Source organism: Nocardioides sp. URHA0020, from assembly GCF_000620705.1.
Classification (GTDB): Bacteria; Actinomycetota; Actinomycetes; order Propionibacteriales; family Nocardioidaceae; genus Nocardioides.
Window position 1 is genome coordinate 80,377 of record NZ_KK211172.1, and the last position, 25,215, is coordinate 105,591.

At 71.6% G+C, this 25,215-nt stretch carries 23 protein-coding genes; 2 read left to right on the forward strand and 21 right to left on the reverse strand.

The features are described from left to right. Positions 1 to 287 precede the first annotated feature (287 nt). Together N542_RS0121470 and ybaK are read left to right on the forward strand one after the other, a co-directional pair. Entirely contained in the window at positions 288 to 953 is a 666-nt protein-coding gene (locus N542_RS0121470; RefSeq protein WP_028645679.1) for an LON peptidase substrate-binding domain-containing protein, read from the forward strand. Further along, a complete protein-coding gene (gene ybaK / locus N542_RS0121475) occupies positions 938 to 1,447 on the forward strand; it encodes a Cys-tRNA(Pro) deacylase (protein WP_231482823.1) in 510 nt (169 codons plus the stop codon). Before N542_RS0121470 ends, ybaK begins: the two co-directional genes overlap by 16 nt. A gap of 9 nt (positions 1,448 to 1,456) precedes the next feature. Here the strand turns inward: ybaK and N542_RS0121480 are convergent, their stop codons facing one another. The 21 genes from N542_RS0121480 to N542_RS0121580 all read right to left on the reverse strand — a co-directional run bounded on the left by N542_RS0121480 (position 1,457) and on the right by N542_RS0121580 (position 25,192). Further along, the gene (locus tag N542_RS0121480) at positions 1,457 to 3,109 is read right to left on the reverse strand and encodes a DUF3352 domain-containing protein (RefSeq protein ID WP_197026053.1); all 1,653 of its coding nucleotides are present in this window, start codon (positions 3,107 to 3,109) and stop codon (positions 1,457 to 1,459) included. A 52-nt stretch (positions 3,110 to 3,161) separates the two neighbouring features. Next, positions 3,162 to 3,716, reverse strand: a complete 555-nt coding sequence (locus N542_RS0121485) for a hypothetical protein (RefSeq protein ID WP_028645682.1) — start codon at positions 3,714 to 3,716, stop codon at positions 3,162 to 3,164. Continuing rightward, on the reverse strand, positions 3,713 to 7,258 hold the full coding sequence (dnaE, locus tag N542_RS0121490) for a DNA polymerase III subunit alpha (protein ID WP_028645683.1): 3,546 nt from the start codon (positions 7,256 to 7,258) through the stop codon (positions 3,713 to 3,715). The genes N542_RS0121485 and dnaE overlap by 4 nt, the downstream gene beginning before the upstream one ends. Before the next feature lie 191 nt (positions 7,259 to 7,449). Next, positions 7,450 to 8,148 carry a GNAT family N-acetyltransferase gene (locus tag N542_RS26900; RefSeq protein WP_051552227.1) on the reverse strand — a complete coding sequence of 233 codons (699 nt, stop codon included), beginning with the start codon at positions 8,146 to 8,148 and terminating at the stop codon, positions 7,450 to 7,452. Continuing rightward, entirely contained in the window at positions 8,138 to 9,031 is an 894-nt protein-coding gene (locus tag N542_RS0121500; RefSeq protein ID WP_051552290.1) for an RluA family pseudouridine synthase, read from the reverse strand. Before N542_RS0121500 ends, N542_RS26900 begins: the two co-directional genes overlap by 11 nt. A 41-nt stretch (positions 9,032 to 9,072) precedes the next feature. Then, positions 9,073 to 9,615 (reverse strand): signal peptidase II, encoded by a 543-nt coding sequence (locus N542_RS26020; RefSeq protein WP_051552229.1) that lies wholly within the window; start codon positions 9,613 to 9,615, stop codon positions 9,073 to 9,075. 53 nt (positions 9,616 to 9,668) lie between these two features. Next, the gene (locus N542_RS28215) at positions 9,669 to 10,628 is read right to left on the reverse strand and encodes a TraR/DksA family transcriptional regulator (RefSeq protein WP_081795468.1); all 960 of its coding nucleotides are present in this window, start codon (positions 10,626 to 10,628) and stop codon (positions 9,669 to 9,671) included. Between the two features lie 155 nt (positions 10,629 to 10,783). Then, positions 10,784 to 11,533, reverse strand: coding sequence for a DivIVA domain-containing protein (locus tag N542_RS0121515; protein WP_036509509.1), 750 nt, complete (start codon positions 11,531 to 11,533; stop codon positions 10,784 to 10,786). 93 nt (positions 11,534 to 11,626) lie between these two features. Continuing rightward, on the reverse strand, positions 11,627 to 11,920 hold the full coding sequence (locus N542_RS0121520) for a YggT family protein (protein ID WP_028645687.1): 294 nt from the start codon (positions 11,918 to 11,920) through the stop codon (positions 11,627 to 11,629). Between the two features lie 12 nt (positions 11,921 to 11,932). Further along, entirely contained in the window at positions 11,933 to 12,430 is a 498-nt protein-coding gene (locus N542_RS0121525) for a cell division protein SepF (protein WP_028645688.1), read from the reverse strand. A 58-nt stretch (positions 12,431 to 12,488) separates the two neighbouring features. Then, positions 12,489 to 13,199, reverse strand: coding sequence for a YggS family pyridoxal phosphate-dependent enzyme (locus N542_RS0121530; protein WP_028645689.1), 711 nt, complete (start codon positions 13,197 to 13,199; stop codon positions 12,489 to 12,491). Next, the gene (locus N542_RS0121535; RefSeq protein WP_028645690.1) at positions 13,196 to 13,882 is read right to left on the reverse strand and encodes a polyphenol oxidase family protein; all 687 of its coding nucleotides are present in this window, start codon (positions 13,880 to 13,882) and stop codon (positions 13,196 to 13,198) included. The genes N542_RS0121530 and N542_RS0121535 overlap by 4 nt, the downstream gene beginning before the upstream one ends. Further along, the gene (ftsZ, locus tag N542_RS0121540) at positions 13,879 to 15,051 is read right to left on the reverse strand and encodes a cell division protein FtsZ (protein WP_028645691.1); all 1,173 of its coding nucleotides are present in this window, start codon (positions 15,049 to 15,051) and stop codon (positions 13,879 to 13,881) included. Before ftsZ ends, N542_RS0121535 begins: the two co-directional genes overlap by 4 nt. Before the next feature lie 208 nt (positions 15,052 to 15,259). Then, positions 15,260 to 16,057, reverse strand: coding sequence for a cell division protein FtsQ/DivIB (locus tag N542_RS0121545; protein WP_231482825.1), 798 nt, complete (start codon positions 16,055 to 16,057; stop codon positions 15,260 to 15,262). Further along, positions 16,050 to 17,393, reverse strand: a complete 1,344-nt coding sequence (locus tag N542_RS0121550) for a UDP-N-acetylmuramate--L-alanine ligase (protein WP_028645693.1) — start codon at positions 17,391 to 17,393, stop codon at positions 16,050 to 16,052. The genes N542_RS0121545 and N542_RS0121550 overlap by 8 nt, the downstream gene beginning before the upstream one ends. Beyond that, the gene (gene murG / locus N542_RS0121555; protein ID WP_028645694.1) at positions 17,390 to 18,472 is read right to left on the reverse strand and encodes an undecaprenyldiphospho-muramoylpentapeptide beta-N-acetylglucosaminyltransferase; all 1,083 of its coding nucleotides are present in this window, start codon (positions 18,470 to 18,472) and stop codon (positions 17,390 to 17,392) included. The genes N542_RS0121550 and murG overlap by 4 nt, the downstream gene beginning before the upstream one ends. 10 nt (positions 18,473 to 18,482) lie before the next feature. Further along, complete coding sequence (gene ftsW / locus N542_RS26030; protein WP_036509365.1) at positions 18,483 to 19,760, reverse strand: putative lipid II flippase FtsW; 1,278 nt, start codon at positions 19,758 to 19,760, stop codon at positions 18,483 to 18,485. Between the two features lie 26 nt (positions 19,761 to 19,786). Continuing rightward, entirely contained in the window at positions 19,787 to 21,247 is a 1,461-nt protein-coding gene (murD, locus tag N542_RS0121565) for a UDP-N-acetylmuramoyl-L-alanine--D-glutamate ligase (RefSeq protein WP_028645695.1), read from the reverse strand. Beyond that, positions 21,244 to 22,353, reverse strand: coding sequence for a phospho-N-acetylmuramoyl-pentapeptide-transferase (mraY, locus tag N542_RS0121570; RefSeq protein WP_028645696.1), 1,110 nt, complete (start codon positions 22,351 to 22,353; stop codon positions 21,244 to 21,246). The genes murD and mraY overlap by 4 nt, the downstream gene beginning before the upstream one ends. Then, entirely contained in the window at positions 22,350 to 23,738 is a 1,389-nt protein-coding gene (locus N542_RS0121575) for a UDP-N-acetylmuramoyl-tripeptide--D-alanyl-D-alanine ligase (protein WP_028645697.1), read from the reverse strand. Before N542_RS0121575 ends, mraY begins: the two co-directional genes overlap by 4 nt. Beyond that, the gene (locus tag N542_RS0121580; protein ID WP_442937525.1) at positions 23,735 to 25,192 is read right to left on the reverse strand and encodes a UDP-N-acetylmuramoyl-L-alanyl-D-glutamate--2,6-diaminopimelate ligase; all 1,458 of its coding nucleotides are present in this window, start codon (positions 25,190 to 25,192) and stop codon (positions 23,735 to 23,737) included. The genes N542_RS0121575 and N542_RS0121580 overlap by 4 nt, the downstream gene beginning before the upstream one ends. Positions 25,193 to 25,215 lie beyond the last annotated feature (23 nt).

The following is a 25,215-nucleotide window of genomic DNA, read 5'->3' on the forward strand; positions in this document are numbered from 1 at the left end:
GCCTTCGCACCTCAACCACCGGAAGCCCGGCGGCCTTCGCACCTCAACCACCGGAAGCCCACCGGCCTTCGCACCTCGACCACCGAGAGCCTGGCGGCCTTCGCACCTCAACCACCGGAAGCCCGGCCGCCTTCGCACCTCAACCACCGGAAGCCCGGCGGCCTTCGCACCTCGACCACCGAGAGCCCGGCCGCCTTCGCACCTCGACCACCGGAAGCCCGGTGGTTGAGGTGCGAGCGCCAGCGAGCCTCGAAACCACCCCACGACCGACCGACTACGTTGAGGGGGTGAGTGACACGTTGCCGATGTTCCCGTTGAACACGGTGCTGTTCCCTGGGCTCAGCGTGCCGCTCCGGGTCTTCGAGGACCGCTACCGGGCGCTGGTGCACCATCTGCTCCGCGTCGAGGACCCGGCCGAGCGGTCGTTCGGCTCGGTCGGCATCCGCGACGGCTACGAGGTCGGTGACCACGGCGCCCAGTCGCTCTACCGGGTCGGTTGCCGGATGCAGCTGACCGAGGTCGAGAGCAACTCCGACGGCACCTTCGACGTCGTCGCGGTCGGGATGGAGCGCATCGAGCTCCAGCGGCTCGACACCACCGGCAACTTCCCGGTCGGACACGTCGTCGACCGGCCGGACTCCTCGGCCCCGGTGCCCGAGGAGGTCCTGGAGCGCGCCCGCGCGGCGTTCACCGCCTACCGGGTGGCACTGGCCGACCTGCGCAGCGACCCGTACGAGGGGGCGCTCCCCCGCGACCCGACGTACCTCTCGTGGACGCTGGCCGCGGTCGCGCCGCTGCCGATGTCGGAGCGCCAGTCCCTGCTCGAGGCGGAGGACGCGACCGACCGCCTGATCCTGCTGACCGACCTGCTCCGCACCGAGCTCCAAGCCATGAACGTCATCCCGTCGCTGCCGGCCACCGAGGTGGCCCGCACGCGGTGGTCGCCGAACTGAGCGCCGTGGCCCAGCAGAAGCCGTCCGGCGGCACTCCCGCGACCGTCGCGCTCTCGCGAGCGGGCATCGCGTTCACCCTTCACGAGTACCGCCACGACCCGCGCGCCGAGTCCTTCGGGCTCGAGGCGGCCGAGGCGCTCGGCGTCGAGGTCGGGCGGGTCTTCAAGACGCTGATGTCGGTCGTCGACGGCGTCCTGACGGTCGGCATCGTCCCGGTCTCGGGCCAGCTGAACCTCAAGTCGCTGGCCCGCGCCGTCGGCGGCAGCAAGGCCGCGATGGCCGACGTGGCCCTGGCCGAGCGGGCGACCGGGTACGTCGCCGGCGGGATCTCGCCGATCGGCCAGAAGCGGACCCACCCGACCGTGCTGGACAGGAGCGCCTCCGAGCACGCCACGATCTTCGTCTCCGCCGGTCGCCGTGGTCTCGACCTCGAGATCGCACCGGCCGACCTGGTGGCCGTGACCCGTGCGACCCTCGCCCCGATCGGCCGCTGAGCCGCTGGGCTAGTCGGTCGTGATCTTGAGCACCGTGTGGGCCGTGTCGTCGTCCACCCACGCGCTCATGCCCAGCGCGTCGAGGGGCTCGAGGTTGTCTCGGACCTCGGCGTCATCACCGGCCAGCTCCACCAGCCAGTCGTCGCCCGCGTCGAAGTCGAGGTAGACGACCGCCGCCGCGTCGTCAGCGTGCTCGACGACCTTGCGGAAGGTGGCGGAGTCGCCCAGGCCGCCGTCCTCCAGGAGCTGCTTGCGGTAGAGCGGATCGGGCCCGACCGCCACCGCACCACCGTCGGAGTCATGGTCGAGGACGCCGCCGTCGGCGCCGCCCGCTGCGTCCTGGAGGCGGGAGAGGACGCCCTCGATGCCGTCGGCGTCGCCGACGATCTTGACGCCCACCCCGGTCGCTCCGCCGTCGGACTCCCCGGCCGCGAAGGACGACGGGTCGAACCCGGCGTCGACCGCGATGGCCATCGAGTCGCCGACGAGGGTCTCCACGTCGTCGGGCAGGTCGAGACCGAGCTCGTCCTCCGCCTGCGCGAGCAGGTCATCGGCGGACTCGCCCGTCGCCTTCGCGATCTGCTCGACGAGGTCCTTGGCCCAGCCGTCGGCGAAGCTCAGCCCGATGGCCGCCGCGGTGTCGTCGGGCAGCGTCGAGACCGCCTGCGCGCCGGCGTCGCCGGCGGTGATCGCCCTGCCGGTGGCGGCCGGGTCGGCCGCCACCTCCAGCTCCAGGCCGCCGTCGTCGAAGCGCACCGTGGCCGCCGCGCCCTTGAAGTCCTTCAGGGCAGCCGTCATGTCGTCGGGGGCCGCGGCCGCCTCGTCGCCGAGGTCGGAGAGCCCGGACAGGTCGCCGAGACCGGACGACAGCTGGTCCGCCAGCACCGTGCCGGCCTCCGGGGCGGCGTACATCGACACGATGCCGGTGTCACCGGCCGCACCCGTCCACTTCTGGAAGTCGTCGTCGTCGGCCAGCGAGGAGTCGTCGGCGTCGTCGGCGATGCCGTCGACGACCTGCTGGCTCTCCCCAATGAGTGCCCAGCCGTCCGAGATCGCCCAGGCAGCGGCGTCGCTGTCACCGCCGCCGCACTCGAGCAGCTTGGTCAGGCCCTGGTCGGCCTTGTCGTCGTCGGAGACCTGAACCACCACCACCGGCGCCGGGCCGTCCTTGCCGGTGTCGACGGCCGCCACGGCGAACCGGTCGCCCAGCCAGGGCTCGATGTCGTCGCCGTAGTCGAGGTCCTTGCAGCCGGACTCCTGCTGGATCTGCTCGAAGATCCACTCGCGGATGTCGTCGTCGGTGTCGATGCCGACCTCGTCCTTGAAGCCCGGGAACTTCTGCAGGGTCCGCAGCGCCTCGATCTTCTGACCGCCGTTGGGGTCCAGGTCGATGCTGGCGTAGGCGAGCGTCGAGCCGGGCAGCGCCTCCGCCGGCTGTGCACCGGTCGCGAAGAACGACCACGCCGCCCAGGCCACGCCACCCACGGCCACGGCCCCGATGGCGCCGCCGATCGCGAGCACCGTCGTACGGCGTCCACCGCGCGAGGAGCCGGTCGCGGGCAGCGGCGCGCCACCTCGGCTGTCGAGCGTCTCGGGCGCACCAGCGGGCGGCCCGACGGGCGGGCCTGACGGCGGTGGTCCGGGCGGCAGGTCGTAGGACACCGGCAAACCTCACGATCGGTTCGCCGACCCGTGCCGGCGAGGTGGACGCAGCCTACCCAGCAACGCCGACGTCAGTCGGCGACTCCGGGGAAGTGTGCGGCTGGCCCTCCGACCGGTCCGGACGGGTCCGCGCGGAGAGCCCGACGAACACCACCATCAGGCCGAGCAGCGCTCCGCCGGGATAGGCGATGAGGGGGCCGTGCCCCGACACCGACAGCTGCATCGGGAGCCGGGTGCCGTCCGCCGCGGTGCGGGCCAGGACCGTGGGGTCGGCCGGACCCAGGGCGGTCCCGACGACCACCATCAGCCAGGCGCCGAGGACGGATCCGACCAGCACGGCGGCCAGCGTCCCGAGCGGCTGCCGGTCCACGAGCAGGGCCGCGGCCACCCCGGCCACGAGTCCTGCGACGGTGCCGATCGCGACGTACCACCCGGTCCCGGCGAACTCGTGCTGGAGCCCGATCGCGTCGCCCGCCGTCCACCGGTGGTCCACCACGACGCCCATCGTCGGAGTCCAGAGCCACTGCCAGACCGCGCCGGCGAGCGCGCCGAGCGCAGCGAGGGCGACGACGACGAGCACGAGGTGGACCGCGTCACGGCGCCTCATCCCGTCAGGCATCCGGGGCCGAGGAGCTGCTTGAGGTCGGCGAAGAGCGCCGGGCTCGGGGTGACCCGGTGGTGGTCGCCGATCCGCATCACCAGGGTCTTCTCCCTCATCAGCACCTTGAGGTGCACCTCGGTGACCCCGGGATGGGTCTTGAGCACGTCCTTGAGGTGGTCGACGGTGTCGGAGTTGACCCGGGTCTGGGGCAGCTTGATCACGACCGGACCGGACGGTCCGTCGGACAGGTCCGGGAGACTGACCTCCTGGCCCATGATCTCCGGCTGGTCCTTGCTGCGTGACAGCCGGCCCTTGACGGTGATGATGGCGTCCTCGGAGATCATGTGACCCGACAGCTGCCAGGCGCTGGGGAAGAGCAGCACCTCGATGGCTCCGTCGAGGTCCTCCACCGTGACCATCCCCCAGGCGTCGCCGCGCTTGGTGATCTTGCGCTGCACCCCGGTGACGAGACCGGTGATCTGGATCGGGCTGCCGTCGGCGCGGTCCTCGTCGAGCATCAGCTGGCCGACCGTGCAGTCGGAGCTGTTGGCCAGCAGGTGCTCGAGACCGAGGAGCGGGTGGTCGGACACGTAGAGGCCGAGCATCTCCCGCTCGTGGCCGAGCAGTGTCATCTTGTCCCACTCGTCCAGCTCGGGGATCGCGACGGAGACGCCGAAGCCGCTGTCGTCGTCGACACCGCCGAAGAGCGAGTCCTGGCCGATCGCCTCGTTGCGCTTGATGTCGACGTACTGGTCGACGGCGGTCTCGTGGATGGCGACCAGCGCCCGACGGCGGTGCTTCATCTCGTCGAACGCGCCGGCCTTGACCAGGGACTCGATGACCCGCTTGTTGCAGACCTGGGCGGGCACCTTGTCGAGGAAGTCGTTGAAGTCCTCGTAGCGGCCCTTCTCCTCGCGGGCGCTGACGACGCCGTCGACGACGTTGCTGCCGACGTTGCGGATCGCGGTGAGGCCGAAGCGGATGTCGGGTCCCACGGGCGTGAAGTTGTGCGCCGACTCGTTGACGTCGGGCGGGAGCACCTGGATCTTCATCCGGCGGCACTCGTTGAGGTAGATCGCGGACTTGTCCTTGTCGTCCTTGACCGAGGTGAGCAGCGCCGCCATGTACTCGGCCGGGAAGTTGGCCTTCAGGTAGGCGGTCCAGTAGGAGACCATGCCGTACGCCGCGGAGTGGGCCTTGTTGAACGCGTAGTCGGAGAAGGGCAGCAGCGTGTCCCACAGCGTCTTGATCGCCCCGGCGGAGTAGCCGCGCTCGGTCATGCCCGCGGAGAAGCCGGCGAACTGCTTGTCCAGCTCCTCCTTCTTCTTCTTGCCCATGGCGCGGCGCAGGATGTCGGCCTGGCCCAGCGTATAGCCCGCGAGCTTCTGGGCGATCGCCATGACCTGCTCCTGGTAGACGATCAGGCCGTAGGTCTCCCCCAGCACGTCCTCCAGGGCCTCGGCCAGCTCGGGGTGCAGCGCCTCGACCGGCTCGCGGCCGGTCTTGCGGCGGGCGTACTTGTTGTGCGAGTCCGCGCCCATCGGTCCGGGGCGGTAGAGCGCGCCGACCGCGGAGATGTCCTCGAAGGTGTCGGGGCGCATGCTGCGCAGCAGCGCCCGCATCGGCCCGCCGTCGAGCTGGAACACGCCGAGCGTGTCGCCGCGCTGGAGCAGCTTGTACGTCGCCTCGTCGGTGAGCTCGAGCTCCTCGAGCACGACGTCGACGTCGCGGTTCATCTTGATGTTCTTGACGGCGTCGTCGAGGACGGTGAGGTTGCGCAGTCCGAGGAAGTCCATCTTGATCAGGCCGAGGCCCTCACAGGTGGGGTAGTCGAACTGGGTGATCATCGCGCCGTCGGCGGGCCGCTTGAGCATCGGGATGATGTCGAGCAACGGCTCGCTGGACATGATCACGCCGGCGGCGTGTACGCCCCACTGGCGCTTGAGTCCCTCGATGCCGATGGCGGTGTCCACGACGCGCTTGACGTCGTTGTCGGCGTCGTACAGCGCGCGGAACTCGCCACCCTCGCCGAAGCGCTTGTGCTCGGCGTTGAAGATCTCCTGGAGCGGGACGTCCTTGCCCATCACGGCCGCGGGCATCGCCTTGGTGATGCGGTCGCCCATCGCGAACGGGTAGCCGAGGATCCGCGAGGAGTCCTTGACCGCCTGCTTGGCCTTGATGGTGCCGTAGGTGACGATCATCGAGACCCGGTCGTCGCCGTACTTCTCGGTGACGTAGCGGATCACCTCGCCGCGCCGACGCTCGTCGAAGTCGATGTCGAAGTCGGGCATCGAGACGCGGTCGGGGTTGAGGAAGCGCTCGAAGATCAGGCCGTGGACCAGCGGGTCCAGGTCGGTGATGCGCATGGCGTAGGCGACCATCGAGCCGGCACCGGAGCCGCGGCCCGGACCGACGCGGATGCCGTTGTCCTTGGCCCAGTTGATGAAGTCGGCGACGACCAGGAAGTAGCCCGGGAAGCCCATCTGGGTGATGACGCCGACCTCGAAGTCGGCCTGCTTGCGGACGTCGTCGGGGATCCCCGCCGGGTAGCGGAACTGCAGGCCCTTCTCGACCTCCTTGACCAGCCAGGAGTCCTCGTTCTCCCCCGGAGGGCAGGGGAAGCGCGGCATGAAGGTGCCGTTGCCCTCGGTGAACGAGACGTCGCAGCGCTCGGCGATCAGCAGCGTGTTGTCGCAGGCCTCGGGGAAGTCGCGCCACAGGTCGCGCATCTCCCGGGCGGACTTGATGTAGTAGCCGTCGCCGTTGAACGCGAACCGCTGACCCGGACCGTCGCCGGCCGGGATGTCCATCGTCGAGCCGGAGTTGATGCAGAGCAGGTGCTCCTGGCTCTTGGCATCCTCCTTGTTGACGTAGTGGGAGTCGTTGGTCGCCAGCAACGGGATCTGCAGGTCCTTGGCCAGTCGCAGCAGGCCGTCGCGTACCCGGGTCTCGATGTCGAGCCCGTGGTCCATCAGCTCGAGGAAGTAGTTGTCCTTGCCGAGGATGTCCTGGAAGTCGGCCGCCGTCTGCCGCGCGGCGTCGTACGCCCCGTGGCGCAGGTGGACCTGGACCTCGCCCGAGGGGCAGCCGGTGGTGCCGATGATGCCCTTGCCGTGCTGCGAGAGGAGCTCACGGTCCATCCGCGGGTGCTTGAAGAAGCCGTCGCGCCAGGCGCCGGTGGAGAGCCGGAAGAGGTTGTGCATGCCCTCGGTCGACTCCGAGAGCAGCGTCATGTGGGTGTAGGCACCGCGGTTGGAGACGTCGTCGGGACCGCCGCCGTAGAAGTTGACGCCCTTGCGCTCGAAGCGCGAGATGTTGGGCGCGAAGTAGGCCTCGATGCCGATGATCGGCTTGACCCCGGCGTTCTTCGCCTTCTTGTAGAACTCGTAGGCGCCGAACACGTTGCCGTGGTCGGTCATCGCGATCGCGGGCATCCCCAGCTCGGCGGTGCGCTCCGCCAGCGCACCGAGCCGGGCGGCGCCGTCCAGCATCGAGTACTCGGTGTGGACGTGGAGGTGGACGAAGGAGTCCTGGGAGCCTGTCGCCATCGTCGCGGGCCACTCCTCGGCGGTTGTGCGGGCATACGGAAAAAGGGCCACGATCACGTCGCGACGGCGCCTTGGGGAAGGACGTCAGACTACGCGACCGGTGAAGAGGATGGTGGCAGCCACCACCGACAGCCCCGGACGAGCATCGACGAGCAGCGACGACGGCAGCGGCGCCACGGCGCCGGCGCGCCTCAACCGCCGTCGGGAGCCGCGTCGAGGCTCTCGGTGATGATCGTGTGCACGATCCGCGACAGCCGGTCGACGCCCAGCGCGGGTGCCCGGACGGCCATCGCCTCCGCGATCGCCCGCTCACGCTCGGGGTCGCGCGACGGGTCGTGCTTGATGCCCTGGACCGCGGCGGTGAGCGCGGTACGACGCGCGAGCAGGTCACCCAGCTGGTCGTCGACCTCGTCGATCAGCCGCCGCAGGAAGGCGAGAGGGTCGCTGCCCGGCCACGCCATCCGGACGTCGGGCGCCCGCTCCTCGTTGGCGGACCCGTCGGTGCGCTCGAGCTCGACCAGGCCGTGGCGGGCGTAGAAGGCCCGGGCCGGGACGTTGGTCTCGAAGACCCACAGGCAGAACCCGTCGGGACGCTGGGCCTTGACCACGTCGAGCAGCGCCGAGCCGATGCCTCGGCGGGCCGCCGCGGGCGCGACGTACAGGTCGTCGAGCCAGGTCTGCGTCATCCGGGCATAGCCGACCGGCGCTCCGCCGTCCTCCGCCAGCCAGACCTCGTCCTCCGCCACCCGCGCGGTGAGCCAGGCGGCGACGTCGCCGTCGGTGTGGACGCTCGGAGGCATCGCAGCGGTACGGCGCGCCGCCAGGTGCACCGCGACCACGGCCGGGGCGTCCTCCTCGGTCGCCGGCCGCAGGGTCAGCTCAGTCGGCATCTCGGATCACCGCGAGCGCGTGCTCGAGGTCGGCGGGATAGGTCGACTCGTACTCGACGTGCTCGCCGGTGTCCGGGTGCTCGAAGCCGAGGCGCATCGCGTGCAGCCACTGGCGCTCGAGCCCGACGCGCTTGGCCAGCGTCGGGTCGGCGCCGTACGTCAGGTCGCCGACGCAGGGGTGCTTGAGCGCGGCCATGTGCACCCGGATCTGGTGGGTGCGGCCGGTCTCGAGGTGGACCTCGAGGAGGCTGGCGAACCGGTGTGCCTCGAGCGTCTCGTAGTGCGTGACGCTGTGCCGGCCGTCGGCCATCACCGCGAACTTCCAGTCGGACTTCGGGTGCCGGCCGATCGGGGCGTCGATCGTGCCCTCCAACGGGTCGGGGTGGCCCTGGACGAGCGCGTGGTAGACCTTGTCGACCGTGCGGTGCCGGAAGGCGTTCTTGAGCACGGAGTAGGCGTGCTCGGACTTGCAGATGACCATCACGCCGGAGGTGCCGACGTCGAGCCGCTGCACGATCCCCTGCCGCTCCGAGGCGCCGCTGGTGGAGATCCGGAAGCCGGCACCCGCGAGGTGCCCGACCACGGTCGGACCGGACCAGCCGGGCGAGGGGTGCACGGCGACCCCGACGGGCTTGTCGATCACCACGATGGCGTCGTCGTCGTGGATGATCTTGATGCCCTCGACGACCTCGGGGACGACCTCGAGCGGGTCGGTCAGCACCGGGATGCGGACGTCGAGCACCGCACCGGGCAGCACCCGGTCGCTCTTCGCCACGGCGGCCCCGTCGAGCTCGACGTGGCCGTCGGCGATCAGGTCGGCCGCGCGGGTGCGCGAGAGGCCGAACAGGCGGGCCATCGCGGCATCGACGCGCTCCCCGGCCATCCCCTCGGGGATGGTCAGGACCCGGTGGTCCGCAGCGCCGCTCACGGGGCACGCTCCCCGGGATGCTGGTCGGTGGTGCCGGTGTCGTCCACGCTCTGGTCCTCGGTCTGGTCGGTGGCGCGCGTGCCGTCGAGGCGTACGCCCCGGAAGACCTGGATCACGATCAGGACGGCGGCCGCGTTGATGAGCATGTCGGCGACGTTGAACACCGGCCAGTGCGGCAGCATGAAGAAGTCGATGACGTGCCCGCGCAGGGGGTCCGGCTCGCGCACGAGCCGGTCGGTCAGGTTGCCGGAGACCCCGGCGAGCAGCAGCCCGAGCGCCCACGCCCAGGCGACGCTGCCGAGCCGGCGCGACAGGTAGCAGATCACCACGACGGCAGCGATCGCCAGGCCGGTGAAGAGCTGCGTGTAGGCGGTCCCGGTGCTGAACGCCGCACCGGGGTTGCGGACCAGGTGGAGGACCAGCAGGTCCCCGACGATCTGCACGTCCGGGTGGTCGGTCAGCCGGTCGACGGCGACGATCTTGGAGATGACGTCGACGGCGTACGCCGTGGCTGCGACGAGCGCGAAGACGACCAGCACCCGACGGCGGTGAACGCGGGGTCGGAGGGCTGGGTTCACCTCATGGTCGCCGGTCAGCGACGCTCCTCGCGCTGCTTGCATGTCATGCACAGTGTGGCACGCGGGAAGGCCATGAGCCGCATCTTGCCGATGGGGTTGCCGCACGACTCGCACACGCCGTACGTGCCATCGTCGATGCGTCCCAGGGCCCGCTCGATCTGCGCCAGCTTGTCGCGCTCGCTGCTGAGGACCATCAGCTCGTGGTCGCGCTCGAAGCTGCTGGCGCCGACGTCCGCCTGGTCCTGACCGGCGCCGTCACCGGAGTCCCTCATCAGCCCGTTGAGCTCGCTGTCGAGTCCCGCGATGATCTCGAGGCTGTGCGTGCTCTGCTCGTGCAGCTCGTCGAGGACCTCCTTGAGCTCCGCCTTGGTCCAGGCCGCCTCACCGGGCTGCACGACCAGGGAGCTGGCGACCGCCTTCTTCGCGGGCGGCGCCTTCTTGGCCGGGGCCGCCTTGGTGGCCGGGGCTGCCTTCTTGGCGGGAACTGCCTTCGTCACAGGTGCTGCCTTCTTCACGGGAGCCGTCTTCTTCGTGGGAGCCGGCTTCGTGGCCGGGGCCGCCTTCTTGACGGTCGCTGCCTTCTTGGCCGAAGGCGCCTTCTTGGTGGGAGCGGCCTTCTTGACGGTCGCTGCCTTCTTCGCCGGAGCCGCCTTCTTCGCGGGCGCTGCCTTCTTCGCGGGCGCTGCCTTCTTCGCGGGAGCCGCCTTCTTCACCGGAGCCGCCTTCTTCGCGGGCGCCGCCTTCTTGACCGTCGCCGCCTTCTTCGCGGGCGCCGCCTTCTTCGCCGGGGCCGCCTTCTTGACCGTCGCCGTCTTCTTCCCGGCCGCTGCCTTCTTGACCGGGGCCGCCTTGGTGGCGGTCGAGGAGGAGCCGGCGGCCGTGGCCGCTGCCTTCGCCGGGGCCCGCCGCGACACCACCTTGCGGGCTGCAGCCTTCGCCGTACCGGCGATCGACTTCCTGGTGGTGCGTGCCATGAGCGGGCCTCCTCGGCCGTTCGGGCGACTGTGGTCCGTGCCACAGTGGGTGCAGGGAGGGTAGCCGTTGAGCGGCACCCCCTCCAATCCGACGCACCGTGCAACGCAACACCGGCCGACCCCGAAGGGGCCGGCCGGTGCAGTGGAGGGTCAGATCAGGCGTCGTCCTCGCCGAGGATCGACCGCAGGCGCTTGGGCGCCGGCGCCTCGTCGCCGCTCGGCGCCGGGGTGTCCGAACCGGAGTTGAGCGACTCGAGCTGCTGGGTGAAGTAGCTCTTGAGCCGGGAGCGGTACTCACGCTCGAACGAGCGGAGGTTCTCGACCTCGCCGTTGAGCTTGTCCCGCTCCTTCTCCAGGTCACCGAACATCTGGCGACGGCGCTCGGCCGTCTCCGAGTCGAGCATCTGCGCGCGGGTGCGCGCGTCGGCCTCGAGCCGGTCCGCCTTGGTGCGGGACTCGACGTCCAGACGCTCGGACTTGGTCCGGGCCTCGGCGATGATCTTGTCCGCGTCGTTCTTGGCCTCTTCGACCAGCTCGTCGGCGTTGCGCGTCGCGATCTCGAGCAGGCGAGCCGCGGCGTTGGACGCCTGCGGGACCGTCTCCACCCGGATCGTCTCGACCGGGCTGGCCACCACGACCGGCGCGGGCGTCGGCTCCGGGGTCGGCTCGGGCGCGGGCTCCGGCTCGGGCGTCTTCTCGACGACCGGCTGCGGGGCGGCCGGCGCCGGGGCACCGGACTGCGCGGCGGCGAGCTTCGACCTGAGGTCGTCGTTCTCCTTCGTGAGCCGCGCGAGCTCCCCCTCCACCTCGTCGAGGAACTGATCGACTTCACCCATGTCGTAGCCCTCACGGAGCCGGACGGGAGTAAAGCGCTTGTTGCTCACGTCCTCAGGCGTCAGCGGCATGACCTCACCCATTCATTCTCGTCAGAGTTAATGTCCATCGAACAATAGCGCTTGCGACGACCCCGAGGTCATCCACCACCAGCGCCGGTCAGGTCAGGACAGCAGCAGCTGTCGGTTGACCTGGAGTAGTACGTAAGCACCGATCATCACGATCAGGAAACTGAGGTCGAGGGAGATGCTCCCGATCCGCAGCGGCGGGATGACCCGACGCAGCGCCTTGATCGGCGGGTCGGTGATCGAGTAGACGACCTCGAGCGCCACCAGGAGCACCCCGCGCGGCGTCCACTGCCGCGCGAAGATCTGGACCCAGTCGACCACGAAACGGATCCACAAGAGCGCGATGAAGAACCACAGCAGCCCCTCGATGAGGCTTCCGGCAACTCTCACGTACGACGTTTCCTAGCTCTGGTTGAAGAATCCACCCTCGACAATGCGCTGCTTGTCCTCGGCCGCCACCGAGACGTTCGGCGGCGAGAGCAGGAAGACCTTGTTGGTGATGCGCTCGATGGTGCCACGGGTGGCAAACACGAGCCCAGCCGCGAAGTCGACGAGGCGCTTGGCATCAGTGTCGTCCATGTCGGACAGGTTCATGATCACCGGGGTGCCCTCCCGGAAGTTCTCGCCCACGGTCCGCGCCTCGTTGTAGGTGCGCGGGTGCAGGGTGATGATGCGGGACAGCTCCGCGACCACCGAGGTCGGGCCGGGCGTCGTACGGCGCCGCTCGGAGAGGTCCGCGACCGGGGCCGGACGGCTCTCCCGCTTCGCCGGCCGGGCCGAGACCGGCATGGTCTCCTGCGTGTCGTACTCGCCCTCGTAGGACCCGTACTCGTCGTCGTACCGACCGGTGTCCTCGAGCAGGCCGAGGTACTCGCCGATCCTGCGCATTCCGCCGCTCATGACTGTTGCCTCCGGTACTCCGCGACCCGTTGCGGGACGCACTCTTGGTGTTTGGACCCTACTTGAACTGCGGCCTCGAACCGAGGACCGCGGACCCGACACGCACATGTGTCGCGCCGGCATGGATGGCCTGCTCGAGGTCGCCGCTCATCCCGGCCGAGAGCCAGGTGGCGGCGGGGTGCTCGACGAGCAGGTCGTGGTGGATCGCAGCGAGCCGCGCGAAGGCCGGCCGCGGGTCCTCGCCCAGCGGCGCGACCGCCATCAGGCCACGCAGCCGGAGCGGGTCGGCCGCCTCGACCGCGGCGGCCAGGTCCGGCACGTCGTCGGGGTCGGCACCGGCCCGGCCCGCGCGGTCGGGCGGGTCCAGGCTGACCTGGAGCAGCACGTCGACCTCGTGCGAGCGCTGCTCGGCACCCCGGGCCAGCGGAGCCACCAGCTTGGCGCGGTCGAGGGACTCGACGACATCGGCGTACGACGCCACCGCGGCCGCCTTGTTGCTCTGCAGACCGCCGATGAAGTGCCAGCGCAGCCCGAGGTCGGCACACTCAGCGGCCTTGGCCTCGGCCTCCTGGTGGCGGTTCTCCCCCACGTCGGTGACGCCGAGGCCCGCGAGCAGGCGCACGTCGCTGGCCGGGAAGAACTTCGTGACCACGACCAGGCGAACGGCCCCGGGCTCGCGCCCGGCGTCCGCGCAGGCGGTGTCGATCCGGCGGCGTACGGCGTCGAGGTTGGCCGCGAGCTCCTCGGGACGGCCGGTCGAGCTCGTCATGGCGTCCTCCAGACGACGCCCGCGAGCCGGCCCGCGGCAGCACCGTCGCGACGGTAGGAGTGCAGCGCCTCGTCCTCGCGGGTGCAGCCGCCCACGTCGACAGCGGGTACGCCGGCGGCCGCCAGCTGGGCGCGGACACCGGCCCCGAGATCGAGCGCCGGAGTCCCCCAGCTGGTGGTCGCGCGGGTGGCCGGCACCACCGCGGCTACCTCGTCGCGCAGCTGCGCCGGCACCTCGTAGCACCGACCGCAGATGTGCGGGCCGACCCAGGCGCGCACGTCGGTGGCGCCCAGCTCGTGCAGGAGTGCCAGGGCCGCGGCGACCACACCGTGTCGTACGCCCTCGCGCCCGGCGTGGACCGCTCCGACCTCTCCGGACGCGGCCACCAGCAGCACCGGGACGCAGTCGGCCGCCCGGGCGAGCAGCGCCTCGCCGGACAGGGCGGTGACGAGCGCATCGGCGTCCGGGACAGCGCTCGCCGGACCGTCGACCACGTGGACGTGCGCGCCGTGCACCTGGTGCATGAGGTGCGGCGTGGCACCGCTCGCCGCAGCGACCTCCCCCAGCCCCGCCTCCCGGACGGCGGGCTCGGCCAGGTCGCCCAGGTCGAGGCGCCGGTCCGTGAACGCGACCGAGACCGTGCCGGTGGTCACCGGCACGGTCTCGTGGAAGAAAAAGGTCACTTGAGGAAGTCGGGGATGTCCAGGTCGTCGTCGTCGAACTGCACCGGGGTCGGGGTCGACCGCGGCGCGCTCGGCGGCGGCGACTTCGGGGCTGCCGACGCGGGGACGGGGACACTGGCACCGACGGACGCGCGCTCGACCGGAGCCGGAGCGGTGGCGGCCTTGGCCTCCGCCTGGGCCGGCGTCCGGCGCAGCACAGCACCCTCGTCGCGACGCTTGGGCATGCCCCCGTCGAAGCCGGCCGCGATGACGGTGACCCGCACCTCGTCGCCGAGCGCGTCGTCGATGGTGGCACCGAAGATGATGTTGGCCTCGGGGTGCACCGCGTCAGCGACCAGTGCGGCCGCCTCGTTGATCTCGAAGAGGCCGAGGTCGGAGCCACCGGCGATCGAGAGCAGCACGCCGTGCGCACCGTCGATGCTCGCCTCGAGCAGCGGGCTGGAGACGGCCATCTCGGCCGCCTGGACCGAGCGGTCGTCGCCGCGGGCCGAGCCGATGCCCATCAGCGCCGATCCGGCGTTGGCCATGACGGACTTCACGTCGGCGAAGTCGAGGTTGATCAGGCCCGGGGTGGTGATCAGGTCCGTGATGCCGGAGACGCCCTGGAGCAGCACCTGGTCGGCCTGCTTGAAGGCGTCGAGCACCGACACGTTGCGGTCGCTGATCGACAGCAGCCGGTCATTGGGGATCACGATGAGGGTGTCCACCTCCTCGCGCAGCTGCGCGATGCCCTCCTCGGCGGAGTTGGCGCGGCGGCGACCCTCGAACGCGAACGGGCGGGTCACGACGCCGATGGTCAGCGCGCCCAGGGAGCGCGCGATGCGGGCCACGATCGGCGCGCCACCGGTGCCGGTGCCACCGCCCTCGCCGGCGGTCACGAACACCATGTCGGCGCCCTTGATGACCTCTTCGATCTCGTCGGAGTGGTCCTCGGCGGCACGCGCCCCCACGTCAGGGTTGGCGCCGGCGCCGAGACCGCGGGTGAGCTCGCGACCGATGTCGAGCTTGACGTCGGCGTCGCTCATCAGGAGCGCCTGCGCGTCGGTGTTGATCGCGATGAACTCAACGCCCTTGAGGCCGACCTCGATCATCCGGTTGACGGCGTTGACACCACCACCACCGATACCGACGACCTTGATGATGGCCAGGTAGTTCTGTGCTGCTGCCACGGCGACTTCGCCTCTCGCTGCTCGATTGGATGGTGCTGTCCGGTGCGGGTGACCGGGAAGCTGTCCGGCGTGTCGAATGAACTCTGACCCTCAGCCTGAGGGTTATAGTTATGTCAACCTCGCCGTGGTCACGACAGTAGGCATCGAGCGCGCCGAGATCGTGGCGACACGCCCCAGGTCGCCGGACTTCTCGCGACTTTGTCTCGAGCTACTGCCGCGTCGTCGGCTGACCGGGGACGCTCACGTCGTAGTGCTGGGCGTCGACGGCCTTCAGCAGGTCGGCGAGCACCGCGGCCTTCTGCGTGGTCTGCTCCGCGCTCCCCCACTCGACCGAGCGGTCGTCGCGCAGCACCAGTGAGATCTCGTCGACCGTCTCCACGTCGACGTGGTCGACCTGCGAGGCCAGGGCGGTGGGCAGGGCGGCGACGACGAGCGCACCCTCGCGCAGCGCCTCGGACCCGGTGGCGGCGGAGGTCTGGACCCGGGGCAGGCCGGGGGGCGCCTTGGCGTAGCTGCGGAAGATCACCCCGTCGCCGTCCATGCCGCGCAGCTGGCCGTCGATCTCCACGACCGCGACCGGCCGCCGCTCGACGACGTCGATCAGCACCTTGTCGGGCCACTGCCTGCTGACGTCGGCGGACTGCACGGGCGCCAAGGACTGCACCCGCGCGCGGATCCGGTCGAGGTCGACGCTCGCCAGCGGTCTGCCCTCGGGCACCGCTGCGGCGTGCTCGACCTGGGCGGACGTGAGGTGCTGGACGCCGGTGACCTCGACCCCCTGCACCGCGAGGTAGGAGGAGAAGTAGACGAGCCAGACACTGCCGACGATCAGCCCGACGAGCAGCAGGACCGCCAGCACCGGCTTCCAGTTCAGCCAACGGCGCGCCCACTGCCGCCGGGCGAACCGTCGACGGCTGCGCAGCACCCGGCGGTCCGGCTGCGGCGCGGCGACCGGTGCCAACGCGTCGAAGCCCTGGGTGGCGTCGGGGTCCTGGGGTCTAGCCACGGCCGAGCAGCTCCAGCACCTGCGGCGCGATCTCGGTGACGGTCCCGGCGCCGAGCGTGAGCACGAGGTCGCCGGGCCGGGCCCGCGCCACCAGCTCCGCCGCGACGTCGTCGAAGGACGGCACGAACGTCACGCGGTCCGTCGGCAGCGGCACTGCCGCGGCCACCAGCGCGCCGGTCACGGCCGGGTCGGCGTCCTCACGGGCGAGGTAGACGTCGAGGACGACGACCTCGTCGGCCGCCCCCAGCGCGACGCCCATCGCCTCGCCGAAGATGCGCGTGCGGGAGACCAGGTGCGGCTGGAAGGCCACGACGACGCGGCCCTCGCCCGCCACCGCGCGGGCGGCCGCCAGGTCGCCGGCGATCTCGGTGGGGTGGTGGGCATAGCTGTCGTAGACGCGGACGCCGGCGACCTCGCCCTTGCGCTCCATCCGGCGCTTGGTGCCCGTGTAGGACACCAGCCCACGGACCAGGTCGTCCTCGGCGAAGCCGAGCTCCCGTCCGGCGGCCAGCGCGGCCAGGGCGTCCGCGAGGTAGTGCTCCCCCGGCGACCACAGGCGGACGTCGCCCAGCGCTCCCGGCTCGCGTGCGGAGACGGTCACGACCCGCCGACCCGCGGCGCGGTGCCGCTCGGCCAGGGCGGCGGCCCCGGGATCGTCGACCACGCAGACCAGGAAGCCGTCGGGGTCGAGGGTGTCGGCGAACTCGTCGAAGGCGGCGACGTACGCCTCCTCCGTGCCCCAGTTGTCGAGGTGGTCGGCCTCGACGTTGGTCACGATCGCGGCGTACGGCGCGTAGTGCAGGAAGGCGCCGTCGCTCTCGTCCGCCTCCGCGACGAAGAGCTCGCCGCTCCCCGCGGCCGCGTTGACGCCGGTCGCGGCCAGGTCGCCACCGATGGCGTACGTCGGGTCGGCGCCCGCCGTCTGCAGGGCGACGGTCAGCAGCGAGGTCGTCGTGGTCTTGCCGTGGGTGCCGGCCACGGCCACGACCCGGCGGTCGGCCATCACCGACGCGAGGGCGGCGGAGCGGGGCAGCACCCGCAGGCCCTGCCGCACGGCCTCGACGTACTCGGGGTTGTCCTCGCGCACCGCCGTGGAGACCACGAGCGTGTCGACGTCGCGCACCTGCTCGGCCGCGTGGCCGAGGTGCACGGTCGCGCCGAGGTCGCGCAGTGCCTCGAGGCCCGGCGAGTCGCTGCCGTCGCTGCCGCTGACCGTGACGCCGCGGGCGAGCATGATGCGGGCGATGCCGGACAGGCCCGCGCCGCCGATGCCGACGAAGTGCACCCGGCCCAGCCGCTCGACCGGCAGCAGCTCCTCGGGGACGGGCACCCTCATGGAGCCGCCTCGAACACCATCCGGGCGAGCCTCTCGTCGGCGTCGCGCGGGACCAGCGCCGAGGCGGCCGAGCCCATCGCCGCCAGCCGGTCGGGGTCGGTGGCGAGCGCGGGGACCGTGCTCGCGACCCAGGCGGAGGTGAGGTCGGCGTCGGGGACGAGCAGCCCGCCACCGGCGTCGACGACGGGCAGGGCGTTCTGCAGCTGCTCGCCGTTGCCGATCGGCAGGGGCACGAAGACCGCCGGCAGGCCGACGGCCGCGGCCTCGGTGACGCTCGAGGCACCGGCGCGGCACACGACCAGGTCGGCGGCGGCGTAGGCGAGGTCCATCCGGTCGACGAAGTTGACCACGACGTACGGCACGTCGCCGGTGGCCGGGGTGGCCTCGCCCTGCGGGCCCACGACGTGCAGCACCTGCACGCCGGCGGCCGCCAGTGCGCCGGCCGCTCCGGAGACCGACTGGTTGAGCTTGCGGGCGCCCTGGGATCCGCCGGTGACCAGGAGGGTCGGGCGGTCCGGGTCGAGCCCGAAGAACTCACGCGCCTGCGCCCGCAGGGCGGCGCGGTCGAGGCCCGAGATCATCGTCCGGATCGGCAGGCCGACGTACTCCGCCCGGGGCAGCGGGGTGTCGGGGAAGCTCACGGCGACCCGCTGCGCGACCCGGGCACCGACCCTGTTGGCGAGGCCGGGTACGGCGTTCTGCTCGTGGACGATCAGCGGCAGCTTGCGACGCCGGGCCGCGAGGTAGGCCGGCATCGAGACGTAGCCGCCGTACCCGACGACGACGTCGGGACGCACCCGGTCGAAGACCGCGAGCGTCTCCTTGACCGCGGCGCGGAGCCGGAACGGGACCTTGACGAGGTCGGCGTTGGGCTTGCGCGGCAGCGGCACCGGCGGGATCAGCTCGAGCGGGTAGCCGGCCTCGGGCACGACCCGGTTCTCGAGGCCGCGGGGCGTGCCCAGGCAGGTGATCTCCACCTCGATGCCGAGGTCGGGGGCGAGCCGCCGGATCGCGTCGGCGGTGGCGAGCAGGGGCGAGGTGTGGCCAGCGGTTCCGCCGCCGGCGAGTAGTACGCGCATCAGACCAACCCTAGTGAGGAGCGCGGCCGGCCGAGAGGCCGGCCGACCGAGCCTTCTTGCGCTGGGCGAGAGCCAGGGCGGCCTCCGGCTCGCGGCGCGCGAACCCGATCACCAGCCCCAGCGCGACCAGCGAGGGCACCAGCGCCGAGCCGCCGTACGAGACCAGGGGCAGCGGGATGCCGATGACCGGGAGCAGGGCGAGCACCATGCCGACGTTGATGATCATCTGGCCGAGCAGCCAGACCACGATGCCGAAGGTCATGTAGCGCACGAACGTGTCGGTCGTGTGGGAGGCCACCCGGACGGCGGCGTAGGCGATCGTCAGGAAGAGCCCGATCACCAGCAGCGTGCCGACCAGCCCGAGCTCCTCGCCGAGCACCGCGAAGATGAAGTCGGTGTGGGCCTCGGGCAGGTCGCCCCACTTCTGCTGGCTGGCGCCGATCCCCTGGCCGAACCAGCCGCCGGAGGCGAGGGCGTAGAGCCCGTGGGCGGGCTGCCAGCCGGCCCGGTGGAAGTCCTTGAACGGGTCGGTGAAGGTCGTCAGGCGCTCGAGGCGGTGCTGGCTGGTCGTGGCGAGGTAGAGCGCGATCACGCCGATCACCATGATCGACACCGTGAAGAGCCGCGCGGGCGCGCCGACCACCCAGAGCATGGCCAGCAGGATCGCGAAGAGGACCAGCGCGGTGCCGAGGTCGCGTCCGAGCATGACCAGGACGATCACGACGCCGATCCCCAGCACGACCGGGAAGAGCAGCTCGTGCAGGCTGCCGAGCCGCTTCTCCTTGCGGGCGTAGATGTGCGCCGCCCACAGCACGATCGCGAGCTTGGCGATCTCCGCCGGCTGGATCACGATCGGCCCGAGCCCGAGCCAGTTCGTGTTGCCGTTGACCTCGCGGCCGAGGCCGGGCACGCGCACCAGCGCGAGCAGCACGACGGTGAGGAGCAGCGCCGGCCACGCGAAGCGGCGTACGACGCCCAGCGGCAGCCGCGAGGCGATCCAGGCGCACGGGATGCCGATGGCGACCCACATCAGCTGGCGGGTGACGACCGCGTAGGAGTTGCCCTCGTTCTGCTTGTAGGAGTAGACGCTCGAGGCGCTCAGCACCATGATCAGGCCGATGGTGAGCAGCAGCGCCGAGGCGCCGAGCAGGAGGTAGTACGCCGTCAGGGGCCGGTCGAGCGCGTCGCGGGCGACGGCGTACCACCCGCGGATCGAGGAGCGCCGCGGCGGTGCGGACTTGGGCCGGGCGGTCTCCTGCGGCGGTGCGGGAGGAGTCGCGGTGCTCATCGCGGTGCCCCTCCCGGTCTGCGGCCTCAGAGCCTGCGTCGTACGGCGTCTGCGAACGCGTCGCCGCGCTCGGCGTAGTTGGTGAACATGTCCATGGAGGCACATCCGGGGGCCAGCAGCACCGTGTCGCCGGGTCGGGCCAACTCGGTTGCGGCACCCACGACACGCTCCATGGCATGCCCACCGCTTACGCCCCCAGTCTCGTCGCCGTCGACGAGGATGACGGGCACATCGGGCGCGTGTCGCGAAAGGGCGTCCGCGATCACGTCGCGGTCCCGGCCGATCAGCACGACGGCGCGGAGCCGGTCGCGCGCGGCCAGCACCAGGTCGTCGAAGCTGGCCCCCTTCGCCAGGCCGCCGGCGACCCACACGACGGAGTCGTAGGCCAGCAGGGAGGACTGGGCGGCGTGCGGGTTGGTCGCCTTGGAGTCGTCGACCCAGGTGACGCCGTCGCGCTCCCCCACGACCGCGATCCGGTGGCCGTCGGGGCGGAAGGAGCGCAGCCCGTCGCGCACGGCGCTCTGGGAGACCCCGTGCGAGCGCGCGAGCGCCGCAGCGGCCAGGGCGTTGGCGACGAAGTGCGGCGCCGGTGAGGCCAGGTCGGAGATGGTGCACAGCTCGGCGGCGCTGCTGTCACGCTGCTCGATGAAGGCCCGGTCGGCGAGGATGTCCTCGACCAGGCCCACCATGCCCACGCTCGGCATGCCGAGCGTGAAGCCCACGGCGCGGGCACCCTCGATGACGTCGGCCTCGCGGACCAGCCGCTCGGTCTCGGGGTCGGCGACGTTGTAGATGCAGGCGCGCTGCACGCGCTCGTAGATGCGGCCCTTGTCGGCCGCGTAGTCGCGCATCCCGCTCGGACCGGGATACCAGTCCAGGTGGTCCTCCGCGACGTTGAGGACCGCGGCTGACTCCGCGCTCATCGAGTCGGTGTAGTGCAGCTGGAAGCTGGACAGCTCCACGGCGAGCACGTCGTACGGCTCGGGGTCCATCACGGCCTCGACGATCGGCAGCCCGACGTTGCCCACCGCGAGGCTGCGCAGACCCGCCGCGCGCAGGATGGCGTCGAGCATCTGCACGGTCGTGGTCTTGCCGTTGGTGCCGGTCACACAGAGCCACGGCGTGCGGTGGTCGGGGTCGCGCAGCCGCCAGGCCAGCTCGACCTCCCCCCACACCGGGATGCCGCGCGCGGTGGCCTGCGCGAGCAGGGGCGCCGTCGGCCTCCAGCCGGGCGAGGTGACCAGCACGTCGACGTCGTCGGGCAGCGTCGCGGTGGCACCGGGACCCAGGCGTACGTCGGCCCCGAGCACCTCGAGCAGCTCGGCCTTCTCGGCACGCTCACCGGCGTCGGACTCGTCGAGCGCGACGACGCTGGCGCCGAGGTGGTTGAGGTTGTCGGCGGCGGCGAAGCCGGAGACGCCGAAGCCGGCGACGACCGCGCGGACGCCCTCCCAGGAGTCGTGACGACCGAGGATGTCCGGGTTCACAGCCGAGCGACCCACTCGGCGTAGAAGATCCCGAGGCCACCGGCCACGCAGAGCCCGGTGATGATCCAGAACCGGATCACGACGGTGACCTGCTCCCAGCCGAGCATCTCGAAGTGGTGCTGGAGCGGCGCCATCCGGAAGACCCGGTGTCCGGGTTGGACGCGGAAGATCTTGCGGACCACGCCGGACCGCCGGGACAGCTTGAAGAAGCCCACCTGGATCATCACCGACAGCGTGATCACCAGGAAGAGCCCGCCGAGGACCACCAGCAGCAGCTCGGTGCGGGTCAGGATCGCCAGACCGGCGAGCGCGCCGCCCAGCGAGAGCGAGCCGGTGTCGCCCATGAATATCTGGGCCGGCGAGGCGTTCCACCACAGGAACCCGAAGCACGCCCCGGTCAGCGCGGCCGACACGATGGCGAGGTCCAGCGGGTCGCGGACGTCGTAGCAGAGCGGCGTCGGGTCGGCGCCGCAGAACTGGTTGCCCTGCCAGATGTTCACGATCATGTACGCCGCGAACACCATCGTGCACGCACCGGTCGCGAGGCCGTCGAGACCGTCGGTGAGGTTCACGGCGTTGCTGGTGCCGACGACGATCACCCAGATCAGCAGCACGGCCACGACCATCGGCAGCGCCAGCCAGCTGATGTCGCGCAGGAACGAGATCTTCTGCGACGCCGGCGACACGCCGTTCTCGTCCTCCAGCAGGGGCGAGAGCGCGAGCACGCCGAAGACCACGGCGATGACGGTCTGCCCGATCATCTTCGCCTTGCTGCGCAGCCCGAGGCTGCGCTGCTTGGAGATCTTGATGTAGTCGTCGAGGAAGCCGACCAGCCCCATCCCCACGAAGAGGAAGAGCAGGAGCAGGGCCGACGCGGAGGGTGCGGTGCGGGTGATCAGCAGCGCGCTGAAGTAGCCGACCACCGTCGCGAGGATGATCACGACCCCGCCCATTGTGGGCGTGCCGCGCTTGGTGTGGTGGGTCGTCGGGCCGTCGTCGCGGATCTCCTGGCCGTAGCCCCACTTGGTGAACAGGCCGATCGCGACCCGGGTGCCGAGCAACGAGATCAGCAGGGACAGGCCGCCGCCGAACAGGATGGCTCTCATGGCGTGCTGGTCCCTCCCTCCTGGTCTTGGGCGAGCAGTTGCTCCGAGATCACCCACAGCGCGACGCCGTTGGATGCCTTGACGAGGACGACGTCCCCGGCCGCGACATTCTCGCGCACCCAGGCCAGTGCCTCGTCACGCCCCGCCGTGACGATCGCCTCACCGTCCCAGTCGACGTCCGCCGAGCGCAGCCCGTCGGCGATGCCGGCGGCTGGTTCGCCGACGACCACGACCACGTCGATGCCGAGGGCGGCAGCAGCCCGGCCGACCTCGGCGTGCCCCGCGTGGGCGCTGGTGCCGAGCTCGCGCATCTCCCCGAGGACCGCGACGGTACGACGAGCGCGCCGCTCGCCGATGAGCCGCAGGGCGTCCAGGGCGGCCGTCGTCGAGGCCGGGTTGGCGTTGTAGGAGTCGTTGATCACGATCAGGCCGTCGGCTCGCTCGTGCAGCTCCATCCGCATCGGCGAGGCCGACTCCGAGCCCGACAGCCCGGCGGCGACCTCGGCCAGCGGGAGGCCGACGGCAAGGGCGAGCGCGGCGGCCGCGAGCGCGTTCTCGATCTGGTGGGCGCCGCTCAGGCGCAGCCGCACCTGGTGCCAGGCGTCGCCGTACCCGAGGTGGAAGGACGGCCGCCCGAGGTCGTCGGACGTGATGTCGCGCGCGGAGACGTCTCCGCCGGGACCGAACGTGAGGACGCGGGCGCGGGTGCGCGACGCCATCGCGGCGACCAGGGGGTCGGCGGCGTTGAGCACGGCGGTCCCCTCGACGGGCAGCGCCTCGACGATCTCGCCCTTGGCGAGCGCGATCGCCTCCTGGGAGCCGAACTCACCGATGTGCGCGGTGCCCACGTTGATGACCGCTGCCACCCGAGGCGGGGCGATCTCGCACAGGTAGGCGATGTGCCCGATGCCACGAGCACCCATCTCGACCACGAGGTGGCGGGTCCCGGCATCGGCGGCGAGCACGGTGAGGGGGACGCCGAGCTCGTTGTTGTGGTTGCCCGCGGTCGCCACGGTGGGCCCGGCAGCGGCCAGGACCTGGGCGAGGTAGTCCTTGGTGCCCGTCTTGCCCTGGGAGCCGGTGAGCGCGACCACCGTGACGTCCAGGCGGTCCAGGACGTGGCGGGCGAGGCGACCGAGCGCGACCACGGGGTCGTCGACGACCACCGTCGGGGCACCGGTCGGGCGACTGCCGAGCACCGCGTGGGCGCCGTCGGCGTACGCGTGCCCGTCGACGCGCTCCCCCACGACCGCGACGAAGAGCCCGCCGGGCAGCCGGTTGCGGCTGTCGAGGTACGGCGGGCCGTCCACCACCAGGTCCGCGACCTCGGGGCTGACGGTGCCGTTCACGGCGTCGGCGATCTCGCCGAGGGTCATCGGGATCATCGGAGGGCCTCGCGAACGACGTCGCGGTCGTCGAAGGGATGGACCGCGCCGCCGATCTCCTGACCGGTCTCGTGGCCCTTGCCCGCGATCAGGACGATGTCGCCCGGCGCGGCGAGCCGGAGGGCCTCCCCGATGGCGGCGCGGCGGTCGCCGATCTCGAGCACCTCGGCGGCCGAGTCGGAGATCCCGGCGAGCATCGCCGCCCGGATCGCCGCGGGGTCCTCGGTGCGCGGGTTGTCGTCGGTGACGACGACGACGTCGGCCAACCGGGCCGCGATCTCGGCCATGATCGGGCGCTTGCCGGGGTCGCGGTCGCCCCCGGCGCCGAGCACGACGATGACCCGCCCGTCCGTGAGCGGGCGCAGGGTGCGGAGAGCGGCGGCCACGGCGTCGGGCTTGTGGGCGTAGTCGACGACGACCACGAAGTCCTGGCCGGTCTCCACTCGCTCCAGACGGCCCGGGACGCCCCCGCCCCCGGCGATGCCGGCCGCCACGACCACCGGGTCGAGGCCGGCCTCGCCGGCGGCCGCGACGGCGGCCAGGGTGTTGGACACGTTGAAGTCGCCGGGCAGCGGGCACCCGGCAGTGATGCGCTCCCCCGCGGGGGTGGTGATGACGAAGGTCGACCCGGCGGCGGTCAGCTCGACGTCCGAGACCTGCCAGTCGGCGGTCGCGCCCTCGGCGGAGAAGGTGCGCAGCGGGATGCTGGCGCGCTCGAGCAGCAGCCGGCCGTGCTCGTCGTCGATGTTGACCAGCCCGGTCCGGGCGCGGGCGGGGGTGAAGAGCGACGCCTTGGCGGCGAAGTAGTCGTCGACGTCGCGGTGGAAGTCGAGGTGGTCGCGGCCGAGGTTAAGGAAGACGGCGACGTCGAAGACGACCCCGTCGACCCGGCCCAGCACGAGAGCGTGGCTGGAGACCTCCATCGCGCAGGCCTCCACGCCGCGCTCGCGCATCACCGCGAAGAGGCCGTGTAGGTCGGGTGCCTCCGGGGTGGTCAGCGCGGTCTTGACCTCCTCGCCCGCGACCCGGGTGCCGACGGTGCCGATCACCGCGGAGCGCACCCCGGCCCGCTGCAGGCCGCCGTCCAGGAGCCGGGTGGTGGTCGTCTTGCCCTGGGTGCCGGTGACCCCGATCACCCGCATCGCGGCCGCGGGCTCGCCGTACACCCGGGCGGCCAGGCGGCCGAGCACGGAGCGCGGGTGCTCCACGACCAGGAGTGGTACGCCGACCCCGGCGAGCTCGCCGCCGGCGGGGTCGGTCAGCAGGGCGACCGCGCCCGAGGCGACCGCGTCGGCGGCGAACTCGGCGCCGTGGCGGCGAGCGCCGGGCAGGGCGGCGTACAGGTCTCCGGGCAGGATGCGCTGCGAGCTGAGCGAGACGCCGCTCAGCGTCACGCCCTCGGTCGTGCCGCGCACCTCGGTCGAGGCGTCGGCGCCGGTCAGCCAGGTCGCCAGCTCGCCGAGCGGGGTGTGCTCGG